17 protein-coding genes are annotated in these 16,401 nt (G+C 59.8%); 4 read left to right on the forward strand and 13 right to left on the reverse strand.

Annotated elements, in window-relative coordinates; translation table 11 throughout:
* From thrC to ffh, 9 genes are all read right to left on the reverse strand, one after another.
* Entirely contained in the window at window positions 1-1,410 is a 1,410-nt protein-coding gene (thrC, locus tag B3I26_RS10405; protein ID WP_296257596.1) for a threonine synthase, read from the reverse strand.
* 148 nt (window positions 1,411-1,558) lie between these two features.
* Entirely contained in the window at window positions 1,559-2,863 is a 1,305-nt protein-coding gene (locus B3I26_RS10410) for a homoserine dehydrogenase (protein WP_296257597.1), read from the reverse strand.
* Window positions 2,864-2,998: 135 nt separating this feature from the next.
* Window positions 2,999-3,739: a bifunctional protein-disulfide isomerase/oxidoreductase DsbC gene (gene dsbC / locus B3I26_RS10415; protein WP_296257598.1), complete on the reverse strand. Its 741-nt coding sequence runs from the start codon at window positions 3,737-3,739 to the stop codon at window positions 2,999-3,001.
* Window positions 3,740-3,909: 170 nt separating this feature from the next.
* Entirely contained in the window at window positions 3,910-4,806 is an 897-nt protein-coding gene (gene xerD / locus B3I26_RS10420) for a site-specific tyrosine recombinase XerD (RefSeq protein ID WP_296257599.1), read from the reverse strand.
* 211 nt (window positions 4,807-5,017) lie between these two features.
* Window positions 5,018-5,368 (reverse strand): 50S ribosomal protein L19, encoded by a 351-nt coding sequence (rplS, locus tag B3I26_RS10425; RefSeq protein ID WP_008018567.1) that lies wholly within the window; start codon window positions 5,366-5,368, stop codon window positions 5,018-5,020.
* A 43-nt stretch (window positions 5,369-5,411) separates the two neighbouring features.
* Window positions 5,412-6,164 (reverse strand): tRNA (guanosine(37)-N1)-methyltransferase TrmD, encoded by a 753-nt coding sequence (trmD, locus tag B3I26_RS10430; RefSeq protein ID WP_296257600.1) that lies wholly within the window; start codon window positions 6,162-6,164, stop codon window positions 5,412-5,414.
* Window positions 6,165-6,167: 3 nt separating this feature from the next.
* Complete coding sequence (gene rimM, locus B3I26_RS10435; protein ID WP_296257601.1) at window positions 6,168-6,704, reverse strand: ribosome maturation factor RimM; 537 nt, start codon at window positions 6,702-6,704, stop codon at window positions 6,168-6,170.
* A gap of 5 nt (window positions 6,705-6,709) precedes the next feature.
* Window positions 6,710-6,961, reverse strand: coding sequence for a 30S ribosomal protein S16 (gene rpsP, locus B3I26_RS10440; RefSeq protein ID WP_110949946.1), 252 nt, complete (start codon window positions 6,959-6,961; stop codon window positions 6,710-6,712).
* 247 nt (window positions 6,962-7,208) lie between these two features.
* Window positions 7,209-8,585: a signal recognition particle protein gene (gene ffh / locus B3I26_RS10445; RefSeq protein WP_296257602.1), complete on the reverse strand. Its 1,377-nt coding sequence runs from the start codon at window positions 8,583-8,585 to the stop codon at window positions 7,209-7,211.
* 251 nt (window positions 8,586-8,836) lie between these two features.
* Between ffh and B3I26_RS10450 the strand changes: the two genes are divergently transcribed.
* From B3I26_RS10450 to B3I26_RS10460, 3 genes are all read left to right on the forward strand, one after another.
* The gene (locus tag B3I26_RS10450; protein WP_296257603.1) at window positions 8,837-9,649 is read left to right on the forward strand and encodes a cytochrome C assembly family protein; all 813 of its coding nucleotides are present in this window, start codon (window positions 8,837-8,839) and stop codon (window positions 9,647-9,649) included.
* A 12-nt stretch (window positions 9,650-9,661) separates the two neighbouring features.
* Window positions 9,662-10,900 (forward strand): CNNM domain-containing protein, encoded by a 1,239-nt coding sequence (locus B3I26_RS10455; protein ID WP_296257604.1) that lies wholly within the window; start codon window positions 9,662-9,664, stop codon window positions 10,898-10,900.
* A 284-nt stretch (window positions 10,901-11,184) separates the two neighbouring features.
* Window positions 11,185-12,507, forward strand: coding sequence for an MFS transporter (locus B3I26_RS10460; RefSeq protein ID WP_296257605.1), 1,323 nt, complete (start codon window positions 11,185-11,187; stop codon window positions 12,505-12,507).
* Between the two features lie 101 nt (window positions 12,508-12,608).
* On the opposite strand, the gene purT is transcribed toward B3I26_RS10460, so the two are convergent.
* The 4 genes from purT to B3I26_RS10480 form a co-directional block, all read right to left on the reverse strand.
* Window positions 12,609-13,790, reverse strand: coding sequence for a formate-dependent phosphoribosylglycinamide formyltransferase (gene purT, locus B3I26_RS10465; protein WP_296257606.1), 1,182 nt, complete (start codon window positions 13,788-13,790; stop codon window positions 12,609-12,611).
* Between the two features lie 249 nt (window positions 13,791-14,039).
* Complete coding sequence (locus B3I26_RS10470) at window positions 14,040-14,288, reverse strand: DUF1289 domain-containing protein (RefSeq protein WP_296257607.1); 249 nt, start codon at window positions 14,286-14,288, stop codon at window positions 14,040-14,042.
* Window positions 14,288-14,812: a gamma carbonic anhydrase family protein gene (locus tag B3I26_RS10475; RefSeq protein ID WP_296257608.1), complete on the reverse strand. Its 525-nt coding sequence runs from the start codon at window positions 14,810-14,812 to the stop codon at window positions 14,288-14,290. Before B3I26_RS10475 ends, B3I26_RS10470 begins: the two co-directional genes overlap by 1 nt.
* 69 nt (window positions 14,813-14,881) lie before the next feature.
* Window positions 14,882-15,493, reverse strand: coding sequence for a CoA pyrophosphatase (locus tag B3I26_RS10480; protein WP_296257609.1), 612 nt, complete (start codon window positions 15,491-15,493; stop codon window positions 14,882-14,884).
* Window positions 15,494-15,682: 189 nt separating this feature from the next.
* On the opposite strand from B3I26_RS10480, the gene B3I26_RS10485 reads away from it, so the two are divergent.
* Window positions 15,683-16,234 carry an NUDIX hydrolase gene (locus B3I26_RS10485; protein ID WP_296257610.1) on the forward strand — a complete coding sequence of 184 codons (552 nt, stop codon included), beginning with the start codon at window positions 15,683-15,685 and terminating at the stop codon, window positions 16,232-16,234.
* Window positions 16,235-16,401 lie beyond the last annotated feature (167 nt).

The raw sequence follows: 16,401 nt of genomic DNA on the forward strand, positions 1-16,401 counted from the left end.
TCAGAGCGGCTTGCCTCGATTACCGTGCTGGCTAACGAAAGCCTGCACCGCTTTCAGGTCATTTGGCAAAACGGTGCAACGCTCGTCTCGCTCGAACAAATCAGACAAATGTGCAGGTAATTCCAGCGCTTTTCCTACACCGGCTTTTAGCACCGCTTCCGGAAACTTGACCGGGTGCGCGGTGCCCAGGATGACCATCGGCGTGTCCAGGCTGCGACGGCAGTCACGGGCTGCCTTGACGCCAATGGCGGTATGCGGGTCAAGCACCTCGCCGGTGCTGGCGAAGACTTGGGCAATAGTTTCGCAGGTCTGTTCATCGCTCACCGCCAGGGAGTCGAACAGCTTGCGGGTTTCGGTCCAGCGGTCTTGCTCGACGCTGAAACCGCCGCCCTGCCTGAAGCTGTCCATCAATCCGGCGATCGCTGCACCGTTGCGACCATGCATGTCGAACAACAGGCGTTCGAAGTTCGACGACACCATGATGTCCATGGACGGCGACAACGTGGCGTGCAGGGTTTCCTTGACATACTGATTGCCGCTCATGAAGCGGTGCAGGATGTCGTTGCGATTGGTTGCGACGATCAGTTGGCTGATCGGCAGGCCCATGTTGCGCGCCAGGTAACCGGCAAAAATGTCGCCGAAGTTGCCGGTCGGCACCGAGAACGCAACCGAACGCGCAGGCCCGCCCAGCTGAAGCGCGGCGTGGAAGTAGTAGACGATCTGGGCCATGATCCGCGCCCAGTTGATCGAGTTCACCGCAACCAGGCGCGTCCCTTTCAGGAAGCTCTGGTCGGCGAAGCTGTTCTTGACCATTTCCTGGCAGTCGTCGAAGTTGCCTTCGATAGCGATGTTATGGATGTTGTCGCCCAAGAGGGTTGTCATCTGGCGGCGCTGAACGTCCGACACGCGATTGTTCGGGTGCAGGATAAAGATGTCGACGTTTTCGCACCGACGGCAGCCCTCAATGGCTGCCGAGCCGGTATCGCCGGACGTCGCGCCAACGATCACCACGCGCTCGCCGCGTTTTTCCAGCACGTAGTCCAGCAGACGACCCAGCAACTGCAAGGCAAAGTCCTTGAACGCCAGGGTCGGGCCGTGGAAAAGCTCCAGCACCCACTCATTGCCGTTCAACTGGCGCAGCGGCGCGACAGCGCTGTGAGCGAACACGCCGTACGTCTCTTCGAGAATCTTCTTGAAGTCAGCATCCGGGATGCTGCCGGCGACGAACGGGCGCATCACCCGGAACGCCAGCTCGTGATAAGGCAGGCCAGCCCAGGAAGCGATCTCTTCCTGAGTGAAACGTGGCAGGTTCTCCGGAACGTACAGCCCGCCATCGGTGGCAAGGCCGGCCAGCAGCACGTCTTCGAAATTCAGGGCCGGGGCCTGGCCGCGAGTACTGATATAGCGCATTTTTCAAACCTTCGATTCGAGCGGCAAGCCTGGAGCTACAAGCGACAAGTCAAAGCGATCCAGCTTTTGCCTGCCGCCGCAGCGTGAAGCTCGCCGCGATGTGGTTTTGCGTTGACTTGCAACGTGCCGCTTGAGGCGGCCTGTGCAGTTAATTCAGGTGTTCGACGCGAATACGAACCACAGGGCCCGCCACATCGTGCAAGGCTTCCAGCGCCTGAATGGCGTCGTTCATGCGTTGCTCGATCACACGATGGGTCAGCAGGATCATCGGCACCAGACCATCCTGCTCCTCGACTTCCTTCTGCATGATCGATTCGATATTGATGCCGCGCTCGGACAGAATGCTCGCCACCTGTGCCAGCACGCCGGGGTGATCCTTGGCCTGGATGCGCAGGTAGTACGCACTTTCGCATTCCTGAATCGGCAGGATTGGGTGCGCCGACAGCGAGTCCGGCTGGAATGCCAGATGCGGAACACGGTTTTCCGGGTCGGTGGTCAGGGCACGGACGACATCGACCAGATCGGCGACAACGGAAGAGGCGGTCGGCTCCATGCCGGCGCCCGCGCCATAAAACAGGGTAGAGCCTGCAGCGTCGCCGTTGACCATGACCGCGTTCATCACGCCATTGACGTTGGCAATCAGGCGGTCGGATGGGATCAGCGTCGGGTGCACGCGCAATTCGATGCCGGCCGATGTGCTGCGCGCAACGCCCAGGTGCTTGATGCGATAACCCAACGCTTCGGCGTAATTGACGTCGGCGGTGGTCAGTTTGGTGATGCCCTCGGTGTAGGCCTTGTCGAACTGTAGCGGTATACCGAAGGCGATCGATGCCAGAATGGTCAGCTTGTGCGCAGCGTCGATGCCTTCGACGTCGAAAGTTGGATCGGCTTCTGCATAACCCAGTGCCTGCGCTTGAGCCAGGACGTCAGGGAAGGTACGGCCCTTCTCGCGCATTTCGGTCAGGATGAAATTACCGGTGCCATTGATGATCCCGGCTACCCAGTTGATACGGTTGGCAGCCAGGCCCTCGCGAATCGCCTTGATCACCGGGATACCACCGGCCACCGCGGCTTCGAAGGCCACGATGACGCCCTTTTCGCGGGCCTTGGCGAAGATTTCATTGCCATGAACGGCGATCAGCGCCTTGTTGGCAGTGACCACGTGCTTGCCGTTTTCGATGGCCTTGAGCACCAGTTCGCGAGCGACGGTGTAGCCGCCGATCAGCTCGATAACGATGTCGATTTCAGGGTTGCTGGCCACCTCGAAAACATCGGTGGTGGTTGGGGTACCGGTAATCTGGCAGTGGGGGTTTGGTCTACGCACGGCAATTTGCGCCACTTCGATTCCACGCCCGGCACGGCGGGCAATTTCCTCGGCGTTACGCTTTAGCACATTGAAGGTACCGCCACCGACAGTACCCAGCCCACAGATGCCTACTTTGACCGGTTTCACTATGAACTCCCCATAAAACGGCCGACGCGAGGCCGGCCGTGAAAACAACCGCAGTGGATGCGGCTCGCTATTGATGAAGCACCGACAGCCGTGGCGCCTCAACGCTCGTCGCAGGCAAGGCCGCGATGAGCAAAATTACTTGGCGCCGAGTGCCAGTTTGGCAACTTGCGGTGCCGGCTGGTAGCCCGGAATCACCTGACCGTCCGCCAGAACGATGGCAGGCGTGCCGTTCACACCGATCGCCTGGCCGATCTGGAACTGTTTGGTGACCGGGTTCTCGCACTTGGGCGCCTTGATATTCTTGCCGTCGACCATCCGATCCATCGCGTCGCGACGATCCTTGGAGCACCATACAGCCTGCAGTTGCTCATCGCCCGGCGAGCCCAGGCCCTGGCGCGGGAAGGCGACGTAACGCACTTCGATGCCGCGCTTGTTCAGCTCAGGCACTTCGCCGTGCAGCTTGTGGCAATACGGGCAGGTGGTGTCGGTGAAAACGGTGATGTGCGACTTGGTTTCGCCAATTGCCGGGTAGACCACCATGTCTGCGGTCGGAATACCGTTGATGGTCTTGGAGATCGCCTGACGCTCGACTTTTTCGGTCAGGTTGACCGGCTTGCCGCCCTGGATCTGATAGAGGTTGCCCTGCATGACGAACTGGCCGTCAGCGCTGGCGTACAGCACACGACCGCCCTTGAGATTGACTTCGTACACACCATTGAGAGGACTGCTGGAGATGCTCTCGACGGGGATTTCAAGGTTCAGCGATTCCAGGGTCTTGCGAATGGCCTTGTCAGACGCCTCGTCGGCGTGGGCGAACAGGGTAAATGTGCTGGCCAGCGCTACGACGGCAGCACCGATAAAACGAGTCACGCGCATGAAAACTCCTCGAGCGGTGGGCAGGTGGGCGTGATTGAAAACGGGGGGGACGCGTGCGTACCGGGAGGTTTTCGACGCTCCAATCTGCGAAACCGGCAAAGCCTATCACATAAGGCCGGCAAGGCCGACGCCGACTGATGGAAGACTCGTCGTAAATTACGACTGCCGGCTTAGCCGCGCGGGTGATGTTTTGCGTGCAGATCCTGCAGGCGGGCCCGGGCGATGTGGGTATAAATCTGCGTTGTGGACAGATCACTGTGGCCCAGCAGCATCTGCACCACCCGAAGATCGGCACCATGGTTGAGCAGGTGCGTGGCGAATGCATGGCGCAATGTGTGCGGCGACAGGGACTTGCCGATGCCGGCAACCTTGGCCTGGAGCTTGATCCGGTGCCAGAACGTCTGGCGGGTCATCTGCTCACCCCGCAAGCTGGGGAAGAGCACATCGCTGGGACGGCCATTGAGCAATTCCTGACGAGCGTCGCGCATGTAGCGTTCGACCCAGACGATGGCTTCTTCACCCATGGGCACCAGCCGCTCCTTGCTGCCCTTGCCCATCACCCGCAGTACGCCTTGCCGCAGGTTAACCTGCTCAAGCGTCAGACTGATCAGCTCCGTCACCCGCAGGCCGCAGGCGTACAGCACTTCGAGCATGGCCCGGTCCCGTTGGCCGATGGCTTCACTTAAATCCGGCGCCGCCAGGAGCGCGTCGACATCGGCCTCTGACAGCGATTTGGGCAGCGGCTTGCCCAGTTGCGGCATGTCGACCTGCAGCGTGGGGTCGACGGCGATCAGCTTTTCCCGAAGCAAGTAACGATAAAAGCCGCGCACCCCGGACAGGAACCTGGCTGATGAGCGAGCCTTGTAGCCGTTGTCCACGCGCCAGGCCAGATGATCGAAAATCACCTCGCGCCCGACATCCATCAGCTCGATTCCCCGCTCCTGCAGCCAGCCATTGAACAACGCCAGGTCGCTGCGATATGAATCGCGAGTGTTATCCGACAACCCCTTTTCCAGCCATAAGGCGTCAAGGAAACGGTCGATCATGGGGTGATCAAGGGCGGCCATATGAACGTTTGTTCCTTGGGTAGAGGATTGCGTCATGCATCTTACAGGCGATACCGCTGCCATGTAGCCAACTGGCCAGCCAGCGGTGGCGCTTTGAAGACTGCCGTGGTTTTTCGTCAGGCGTGCCGCCATGAAAGACCGAGGCATTGGCTGAATCGCAGGTATAAAAAAAGCAGCCCGTAGGCTGCTTCTTTCTGCATGGGAGACTGGATTAAACCAGTTTTTCCTTGATGCGAGCTGCTTTACCGGACAGGTCACGCAGGTAGTACAGTTTGGCCTTGCGAACGTCGCCGCGACGTTTCACAGCCATGCTGTCGATTTGCGGGCTGTATGTCTGGAAAGTACGCTCAACGCCAACACCGTTGGAGATTTTACGAACAGTGAAAGCACTGTTCACACCACGGTTACGCTTGGCAATTACCACGCCTTCGAACGCTTGCAGACGCGAACGGTCGCCTTCCTTCACTTTCACCTGAACGACAATGGTGTCGCCCGGGGCAAAGGGAGGGATCTCTTTGGTCATCTGCTCTGCTTCGAGTGCAAGAATGATTTTGTTAGTCATGCTGTGCTCCTAAGGTAAATCAGTCGGATTTACCATCGATACGTTAACTATCGTCCCGCTCGCGGAGGTATTCCGCCAGCAGCTTCTTCTCTTCTCCAGAAAGCGAGCGGCTTTCCAGAAGATCGGCGCGTCGTTCATAGGTCCGCCCAAGGGACTGCTGTAAACGCCAACGCCGGATGTGTGCGTGATTGCCACTTAGCAACACGTCGGGAACACGCTGATCCGCATACACCTCAGGTCGGGTGTAATGCGGGCAATCCAGCAGACCATCCGTGAAGGAATCTTCCTCCGCGGAATCTACATGCCCTAAAGCTCCAGGCAGCAGTCGCGTAACCGCATCTATCAGGACCATGGCCGGTAGTTCACCGCCAGACAACACATAGTCACCAATCGACCACTCTTCATCGACATGAGCCTCAATAAAACGCTCGTCAATGCCTTCATAACGACCGGCAATCAGGATGAGTGTTTCTTCCCGTGCCAATTCGCGTACCGCAGGCTGATCCAGCTTGCGGCCTTGTGGCGACAGGTAAATCACCTTCGCCGCTTCCCCTGCTGCCTGCCTGGCTTGAACCAGGGCATCTTGCAGAGGCTTGATCTTCATCACCATGCCAGGGCCACCGCCAAACGGGCGGTCGTCTACAGTGTGATGCCGATCCGTGGTGTAGTCCCGCGGATTCCAACAAGTCAGCTGCAACAGCCCCTGTTTCACCGCACGGCTCGTAATGCCGTATTCGCTGATGGCGGAAAACATCTCGGGAAACAGACTGATGACTTCTATGCGCAGGCTGGCCATTGCTTAGAAATCCGCATCCCAATCCACCTTCATCTCGCCTGCAACCAGATCGACGGCCAACACGCATTGCGCCGTATAGGGCAACAGGCGTTCGCGATCATCCAGACTGCCTGCGCAGGGTTTGACCACCATTACATCGTTCGAGCCGGTTTCCAGAAGATGATCGATTTTCCCGAGCAACTGCCCCAGGTGATCGATGACCTTCAAACCCACGAGCTGGTACCAGTAGTACTCGCCGTCAGTCAAATCAGGAAGCATGTTGCGTGGCACGCAGATCTCATAACCCGCCAGAAGCCGGGCTTCTTCGCGGTCATCGAGACCCTTGAGCTTCGCGACCAGGAACTTGTCGCTCCCGCGCCCGCTGACTAGCTCAACCTGCTTGACATTACCTTCGCGCTTGAGCGTCCAGATTTTGTACTGCAACAGGTTTTCAGTCGGATCAGTAAAGGAATACACCTTCACTTCGCCGCGAACGCCATGAACAGAATAAATCTTGCCGATAACGATCAGATCATCAGCAACAACTGGCGTCGCGTTCATATTGCTCAGGCCGCAGCCTTGGCAGATTCCTTCAACAACTGAGCAACACGCTCAGAAGGCTGTGCACCAACGCTCAGCCAGTAGGCTACGCGCTCTTGGTTCACGGACAGACGGATTTCCTGACCACGGGCAACCGGGTTGAAGAAACCGATTTGTTCCTTGTGCGAACCGTCGCGTGGGTTACGGCTGTCGGTCACAGTCAGGTGGTAGAACGGGCGCTTTTTGGAGCCGCCAAGGGCAAGACGGATTGTTAGCATTGAACAAAGTTCCTGTAGTCGGTGCTGCAAATCTAAGATGCACAGCGGGCATAGGTGCCCGAAAGGCCGCGTATTCTAAGGAATATCCGGACATTTGCAAATGACTTTTTCCGGCTGGCGCCGTAAGGCCATCGAGATTTGCCAAGGAGCCGTCGACATCGACGGCCATTAAGCGCCTGCCGAAGCAGGCCAGTGGGAAGGGTTTTCCCAAAGAAGGACGCGCGGGAAATGTCCCGCGCGGTACTGATCACATCTTGGGCATGCCGCCGCCGGGCAGCATTCCGCCCATCCCGCGCATCATTTTGGCCATGCCGCCTTTGGTCGAGAACTTTTTCATCATCTTCTGCATCTGCTTGTGCTGCTTGATCAGACGCCCGATGTCTTGCACCTGAGTGCCAGAGCCCATGGCGATACGGCGCTTGCGCGAACCGCTGATCAGCTCGGGGTCACGACGCTCGGCCGGAGTCATCGAGTTGATGATGGCTTCCATTTGCTTGAACTGTTTTTCTGCGGCGCTTTGCGCGTTACCCATCTGCGACAGGTTGACGCCACCGATGCTCGGCAGTTTGTCCATGAGCCCGCCGAGGCCGCCCATGCTCTTCATCTGTTGCAGCTGATCGCGGAAGTCTTCGAGATCGAAGCCCTTGCCTTTCTTCAGCTTCTTGGCCAGTTTGTCGGCCTTTTCCTTGTCGAGGGTCTGCTCGGCCTGCTCGATCAGGCTGAGCACGTCACCCATGCCGAGGATGCGCGAAGCGATGCGGTCGGGGTGGAACGGCTCCAGCGCCTCGCTCTTTTCACCCATACCGATAAACTTGATCGGCTTGCCGGTAATGGCACGTACCGACAGGGCGGCACCCCCACGGGCATCGCCGTCGACCTTGGTCAGGATCACGCCGGTCAGCGGCAGTGCATCACCAAAGGCCTTGGCGGTGTTGGCGGCATCCTGACCGGTCATGGCATCGACCACGAACAGGGTTTCAGCCGGCTTGACCGCCGCGTGCAGCGCCTGGATCTCGCCCATCATCTCGGCGTCGATGTGCAGGCGGCCGGCGGTGTCGAGGATCACGACATCAATGAACTTGAGTTTGGCTTCCTTGATAGCCGCTTCCGCGATAGCCACTGGCTTCTGGCTGATATCGGACGGAAAGAATGTCACGCCGATGTCGTTGGCCAGGGTTTCCAGCTGTTTGATCGCCGCGGGACGGTAGACGTCCGCGGACACCACCATCACGCTTTTCTTCTTGCGTTCCTTGAGGAATTTCGCCAGCTTGCCCGCAGTGGTGGTCTTACCCGCACCCTGCAGACCTGCCATCAGGATGACTGCCGGCGGTGCGACGTTGAGGGTCAGCTCTTCATTAGCGGCCCCCATCATCTCTTCCAGCTCGGCCTGGACGATCTTCACGAACGCCTGGCCAGGTGTCAGGCTGCGGGACACCTCGGTGCCAACGGCGCGTTCCTTGATGCGATTGACGAAATCCTTGACAACCGGCAAGGCAACGTCGGCTTCGAGCAGCGCCATGCGCACTTCACGCAGAGTGTCCTTGATGTTGTCCTCGGTCAGCTTGGCTTTGCCGGTGACCTGGCGCAGCGTCTGCGAGAGACGATCTGTCAGATTTTCAAACATGCGTGATCCTTTGAGTTCGTGACGAACCCCAGTTGGTGCGGCGCTGTCCGGCGTATGGCCTGTCTACGGCGCTTGCAAAGCGCTACATATATAGAAGAGAACGGCGCTCGGCGAGCCTGTGGCTTGAGCAGGTCGCGGATTATAGCGAAGACTCCGGCGCACGGACACCACGACGTCTGCTTCTGTGGTCTTTCGTGCACTGTCGGTTCTATGCCAAACTCAGCGGCTTTCGGGCACGCCCAACAGGATCTATGTTCCCCTTGTCACCGAGCTTGCTATTCAGCCTCGCCGCCGCCGTGTTTTACGCCGCTGCGACCCTCTATCAAGGCATTCGCCTGCGCCAGGGCAAAAAGGCCGATAAATGGCTGCTGTGCCTGATCGGCACGCTGGCTGTTGCCTGTCAGGCCAGTGCGCTGTTTGGCCAATTGGTACGCCCGATCGGCCTGGGACTGGATTTCTTCAGCGCCGCCAGCCTGATCGCCGTCGCGGTGATCATCGTGACCATGCTGGCGTGCATCCGCCTGCCCGTGGAAATCCTGCTGATCTTGCTGTTCCCGCTGGGGCTTCTGACGACCGTGATGGCGCAGTTTGCGCCCAGCGGCACCTTGCAACCCATACTTGGCGAGCAGGGCCTGATCGGCCACATTCTTTTATCGATCCTGGCGTATGGCATGTTCACCATCGCGGTGTTCCAGGCCTTGCTGCTGCTGTTGCAGAACCACCAGTTGAAACATAAGCACCCTTTAGGGCTGATCAAGAATTTCCCGCCGCTGCAGACCATGGAAAGCCTGCTGTTCGGCTTCTTATGGGCCGGCTGGACGCTGCTGTCGATGTCGCTGATTTCCGGCTGGCTGTTCGTTGAGAACCTCTTCGCCCAGCATCTGGTGCATAAGACGTTGCTGTCGATCCTGGCCTGGATCGTCTTCAGCGTTCTGTTGTGGGGGCGCACGCGTTTGGGCTGGCGCGGCCACAAGGCGATTCGCTGGACCCTGGGCGGATTCCTGCTGCTGATGCTGGCCTATTTCGGCAGCAAGCTGGTACGCGAATACATTTTGCACATCTGACGGGCGCTGATCATGGATAACCTGCCCACGGGCGCGATGCTTGCGCTTCTCGCTTTGCTTACGCTGTGGGCCGCGCTACTCACGGCGGTGGAAGCGGCTCATCATAATCTGCGCGCGGTGCACATCCACCCGCGCTCGAGCGTGCCGCCCAAGCCTGTACTGGCGTTCAACCTCAACAGCCTGATCCTGGGCAACACGCTGCTCAAGGCCTTGGTCACGATTCTGGCTACCCTGCTGGCGATCGATCACTGGGACTTCCACGGCCCGCTGATCGCCTGGATCGCAGTGACCAGCGCGCTGGTGATCATCACCGAATTCATCCCGCGCAAACTCGCTGCCCGCCGCCCGGAAGCCATTTTGCTGCTGGGCAACAACGTGCTGCGCATCCCGATGCGTCTGCTGCGGCCCTTGACCTGGGTCTACAAGAACGTCGCCAAGCTGTTGCTGCGTCCCTTCCTGTCCAAACGCAGACCGGACACTGCCGCCGATGACGACGACATGGGACCGACTGTCTATCAGGATAACGAAAGCCACTTCGGTCGCTCACGCGTGATTTCCGGGATTCACGCGCTGGACAGCATGAACGTCAACGACATTCTCGTGCCGCGCAGCGAAGTAGACGGTATCAACCTGGACGAGACCATCGAGGAGATTGCCGACAAGCTGATCATCTCCAGGCATACCCGCCTGCCGGTCTACCACAACGATATCAATATGGTCGAAGGCGTGCTCAACACGCGGATGATCAGTCACCTGCTGCCTCGCGGACAGTTGACCAAGCAAGCGCTGAAAGCGGCCTGCTACGAGCCCTACTTCGTTCCGGAGAACACGCCGCTGCAACTGCAGTTGCTGAACTTCCACAAACAGCAACGGCGCATGGGCGTGGTGGTCGATGAATATGGCGAGGTGCAGGGCATCGTCAGCCTGGAAGACATTCTCGAGGAGATCGTCGGCGAATTCGAAAGCGAGCAGTCTTTGGAAAATCCCCATATCCACCCGCAGCCGGACGGTCGGCTGGTGGTCGAAGGCGCGGCGTCCATTCGCGACCTGAACAAGAGTCTGGGCTGGCATCTGCCTGCCGACGGGCCCAAAACCCTCAACGGCCTGATCACCGAGGCATTGGAAACCATTCCTGACAGCTCGGTGTGCCTGAAGATCGGGCCCTATCGCCTGGAAACGCTGGAAACCGAAGACAATCGTGTCACGCGGGTGCTGATGTGGCAGAACACGCGGACCAAAGATGTGATCTAAACCCGGTCTGAAACACTTGTTTCTGCGGGCGCGCCTTTCCTATAATCGAGCCGCTTACCCAGCCCCGCCGCCCCGCGTGCTACCCGCACAATGCGTGAGTCGGCCAGTCACTCAGCCTGACGTCTTCACGCAACTCCCCTGGCGCCCGCTCCCATCCCGAGCACTGCCAATATCCGGGCTAGTCTGTTCAGCGCTGCACCCCAAAATAATTAACGATTGCCCCAGCGCGCGCAGCACATTTGCGTCTGCCGCTGACAGGCAAGATGACTGCCAGGGATACCCGCATGAGCACGACTTCCACTTTCCCCTCCAGCGACGAGGGCCAGGCACGTCCCGCTAACTCGACCGCCCGGATTGCCACCGCCAGCTTCATCGGCACTGCCATCGAGTTCTATGACTTTTACGTCTATGCCACTGCCGCTGCATTAGTCATCGGCCCGGTATTCTTTCCCCAGACCTCCAGCACCGCGCAGATGCTGTCGGCGTTTCTGACGTTCGGCATCGCCTTTCTCGCTCGGCCGCTGGGTTCGGCGCTGTTCGGTCATTTTGGCGACCGCATTGGCCGCAAATCCACGCTGGTCGCCTCGTTGTTGCTGATGGGCGTCTGCACCACGCTGATCGGCGTGCTGCCGGGCTATCAAGCCATAGGCTCGTGGGCGCCGATCCTGCTGTGCGTGTTGCGCTTCGGCCAGGGCCTCGGGCTTGGAGGTGAATGGGGTGGCGCGGCGCTGCTGGCCACCGAGAACGCGCCGAAGGGCAAACGTGCCTGGTTCGGGATGTTTCCGCAACTTGGCCCATCGATCGGATTTCTCGTGGCGAACGGCCTGTTTCTAACACTGGCCATGACCTTGAACGACGAACAGTTTCGTTCGTGGGGATGGCGTATTCCGTTTCTGCTCAGCGCCGTGCTGGTGGTGATCGGCCTCTACGTGCGACTGAAGCTTGAGGAAACGCCGATCTTCGCCAAGGCCATTGCCCGTCACGAACGCCTGAAGATGCCGATCGCCGAGCTGTTCTCGCAGTATTGGGCGCCAATGCTGCTGGGCGCTGCGTCAATGGTGGTATGTTACGCGCTGTTCTACATCTCGACCGTGTTCTCCCTGAGCTACGGGGTTAAAACCCTGGGCTACAGCCGCGAGTCCTTCCTCGCCATGCTGTGTTTTGCGGTGCTGTTCATGGCGCTGGCGACCCCGCTGTCGGCGTGGGCGAGCGATCGCTTCGGGCGCAAGCCGGTGCTGATCATCGGCGGCGTGCTGGCGATCCTGTCGGGCTTCCTGATGCAGCCGCTGCTGACCCATGGCACGACCTGGGCGGTGACCCTGTTCCTGTCTATCGAGCTGCTCCTGATGGGCGTGACCTTCGCTCCGATGGGCGCGATGCTGCCAGAGCTGTTTCCTACGCGCGTGCGGTATACCGGGGCGTCGGCGGCCTATAACATCGGCGGCATTGTCGGTGCGTCGGTGGCGCCGTTCTTCGCCCAGCAGCTGGTCGAGATGGGGGGCTTGAGCTGGGTCGGCGGGTATGTGTCGGCGGCAGCGCTACTGAGCCTGATCGCCGTGCTGTGCCTGAAAGAAACCCGCCATGCGGACCTGAGTACCATCCAGTGATGCTGGATCCGTAGCAGCATCCCGGCTGCTATGGCGATTCGGTTTCTACTGCTCACAAAAAACGGCGCCCCTGAGGGCGCCGTTTTTATCACGTGGAGGTGTTACAGCTGCACCTTCACCGCCATCGAAGCGCGGGTGGCCTTGCGGCGAGCGGCTTCGATGGATTCATCACGGGCCAGGGCGACGCCCATGCGCCGCTGACCGTTGACTTCCGGCTTGCCGAACAGACGCAGCGCCGTGTCCGGCTCGCTCAGGGCCTGCTCCAGATTGGCGAACGCAGTCTGGGTCGACTGGCCTTCGACCAGAATCACCGCCGACGCCGATGGGCCGAACTGGCGAATCAGTGGAATCGGCAGCCCCAGGATTGCACGGGCGTGCAATGCGAACTGCGAAAGATCCTGGGAGACCAGGGTCACCAGACCGGTGTCGTGCGGACGCGGCGACACTTCACTGAACCAGACCTGATCGCCCTTGATGAACAGTTCGACGCCAAACAGCCCACGACCGCCCAACGCTTCGGTCACCGCCTTGGCCACACGCTCGGACTCCGCCAGCGCAATCGGGCTCATGGCTTGCGGTTGCCAGGATTCCTGATAGTCGCCCTTCTCCTGACGATGGCCGACAGGCGCGCAGAAGGTGGTGCCGCCGACATGACGCACGGTCAGCAAGGTAATTTCATAATCGAAATCGATGAAGCCCTCAATGATCACGCGGCCCTTCCCGGCACGGCCGCCTTCCTGAGCATAATCCCAGGCTTTCTGGATGTCGGCTTCGGTCTTAAGCAAGCTCTGGCCCTTGCCCGAGGAACTCATTACCGGCTTGACCACGCACGGGAAGCCCAGGTCCTCGACCGCTTTGCTGTAGGCTTCGAAGGTATCGGCGAAGTGGTAGGGCGAGGTCGGCAGGTCCAGCTCTTCAGCGGCCAGGCGACGGATACCTTCGCGGTTCATGGTCAACTGCGTGGCGCGCGCGGTCGGGATCACAGTGAAGCCTTCGGACTCCAATTCCACGAGGGTCGCGGTGGCGATGGCTTCGATTTCCGGGACGATGTAATGCGGCTTCTCGGTCTCGATCACAGCACGCAGTGCGGCGCCGTCGAGCATGTTGATCACATGGCTGCGGTGCGCGACCTGCATGGCCGGAGCATTGGCGTAACGGTCGACGGCGATCACCTCAACGCCCAGACGTTGCAGTTCGATCACCACTTCCTTGCCAAGCTCGCCGCAACCGCAGAGTAAAACGCGGGTCGCGGTCGGCGACAGTGGAGTTCCGATTTGAGTCATCTCAGGTCCTCGTGGAGCAGATATCGAGGGCAGCCCGCCATGTGCGAGCAACCGCAGGGGAGAAAGGCGCGCAATTTACCACGAAGGTCGGGGAATGGGGTTGCCCGACAGATACGCATACAGGTAACGCTCGCGGAATTGGCCATGCATCGATTGAAGCCGTACCACGTGTCGGCGCTGGCGGACCCCCACGCGATGCCGCCATCAAGCCTGCCGGCCGCAGGGGCCACGCAAGCTCAGCAATGGCAGCTAAACATCACTGCGCCCGCCCACGGAAAACATCGCTCCAGCGGCCCGCGCGCGCTCATCGCACAGCACCAGCACCGCACACCGCTGGTCATTGCTCATGCGGCTCCAGCCAGTGATTTCCGCGACGGTGCGCTGGCAACCCAGGCAAACGTCGGCTTCGTCCAGGGCACAAATGCTCACGCAGGGTGAACGCACGGGCTTCTCGTGGAGAGCCTGAGGCGGGTTTTTGTCTATGTGTTCAGCGGACATCAATCTTCCTGGGGCGCCAGATCGCGTGCATAGCGCTGCGCATTATGGACGTAATGGGCGGCGCTGGCTTCGAGCAGTTTCTTCTGCGCGTCGGTCAGTTCACGCACGACCTTGCCGGGCGAGCCCATCACCAGCGAGCCATCGGGGATTACCTTGCCTTCGCTGATCAACGAATTGGCGCCGATGATGCAGTACTTGCCGATCTTTGCGCCGTTAAGGATCACCGAGTTGATTCCGATCAGCGTGTTGTCATCCACGCTGCAACCATGAAGCATGACGTTGTGGCCGATGGTCACGTTTCTGCCAATGGTCAGGGGCGAGCCCATGTCGGTATGCATCACCGTGCCATCCTGCACGTTGCTGTTTTCGCCAATATCGATCAGTTCGTTATCGCCACGCAGCACGGCGCCAAACCAGACGCTGGCATTGGCCTGCAGGCGGACATTGCCGATCAGGGTGGCGGTTGGGGCGACCCAGCTTTGCGGGTGGGCTTGAACGCGGGCATCGCCCAGACGGTATTTCATATTGTTCTCCTCAGGGGGCGGCTCTGCGGCCGTGGGTGGAGCGCGAGGCTCTCGGTAGGGTAATGCTGCTTAGGACTTGAGCGTCAATATGGCTGAGCGCGCGGGCGGATGGTGCAGGTTGATGTTGCTGTCGAACAGCACGTTCATCAGCTCAACGATCATGATCGCAGTCAGGCCCCAGATCCTGTATTCGCCGAACCGATAGCTGGGCACATACCAACTGCGGCCCTGGTAATCGATACGGTGAGTGTGCTCGCGCACGTCCTGGCGGAAAAATTCAAGCGGCACACTGAAGACGGCGGCGATCTCACCGTCGTTAGGCGTGTACTCGACGAAGTCGGGAATAACCCCGACGTAGGGCGTGACCATGAGGCCGTGCTTGGAAAGCTGCGGACTGAGCGGGCCGACGATTTCCACCAGCCCAGGCGGCAGACCGATTTCTTCTTCGGCCTCACGCAATGCGGTGAACACCAGATCGGGGTCTTCGGGGTCCCTTCGCCCACCGGGGAACGCCACTTCGCCACTATGGGTCGAGAGGCCGCTGGCACGCAGGGTCAATACCAGCTCCGGTTCGTCGCTGCGGGTGATGGGCACTAGCACCGCAGCCTCGGGAAAGCGCCTGTCCGTCTCCAGAGTGCCCGGCGTATGGCTGCTTATACGGCGAAGTAGCTCGTCCAGCATGGGAATTCTCGATCTGTTGCTTGTCCGGCATGATGCACCAAAGTACCGGGCGCCCCAAGCCCCTGCCCTGCAACTCGAACGCCTGCCCCGCGCAAGCCTGCCACTTAAGCGCCCTGAACAAGACACAGCTTGCCGACCACGTGCGCCACACGCCAAGATAGCCGCTGACTACAGGAACCCGATTCGATCATGAAATTCTGCAGCCATTGCGGCGAACAGGTCATTCAGCGCATTCCCGAGGGCGACAGCCGCCTGCGCTATGTGTGTGAACATTGCCATACCATTCACTACCAGAACCCGAACATCGTTGCGGGCGTGTTGCCGGTCTGGCAAGGCAAGGTGCTGCTGTGTCGTCGTGCCATCGAGCCACGCCTGGGTTACTGGACCTTGCCCGCGGGTTTCATGGAGAACGGCGAGAGTGTCGGCCAGGCAGCCCGACGGGAAACCATTGAGGAAGCCTGCGCGAGGGTGGAGGATTTGCATCTGTATGCGATGATCGACGTCCCGCACATCAACCAGGTGCATATTTTCTACCGCGCCAACATGGCCAGCGCGGATTTCGCTGCGGGTGTTGAAAGCCTTGAGGTAAAACTGTTCGACGAGGCCGATATCCCATGGTCGCAGCTGGCGTTCAACACGGTCAGACGGACGCTGGAATACTATTTTGCGGACCGGCGGCATCAAGAATTCCCGGTGCACACCGATTGCCTGACTGTCGTGCCCCCTCTCAAAACCACTTGATCAGATGACCGCGCGCGGGCTGCGCAGGCTTCAGGGATACCGTTGAAATGCGTTGGTTGCTCGCCCTTCTATGTCTGTCGTTCGTTCCGCTTTCGCAGGCCGCGTTCACCCAGACCATCGTGCCCAAGGGCAGCGAGCAGAAATTCGTTGACGGCAAGGTGGTGGAT

This window comes from Pseudomonas sp. UBA5706 (assembly GCF_002419965.1).
GTDB lineage: Bacteria > Pseudomonadota > Gammaproteobacteria > Pseudomonadales > Pseudomonadaceae > Aquipseudomonas.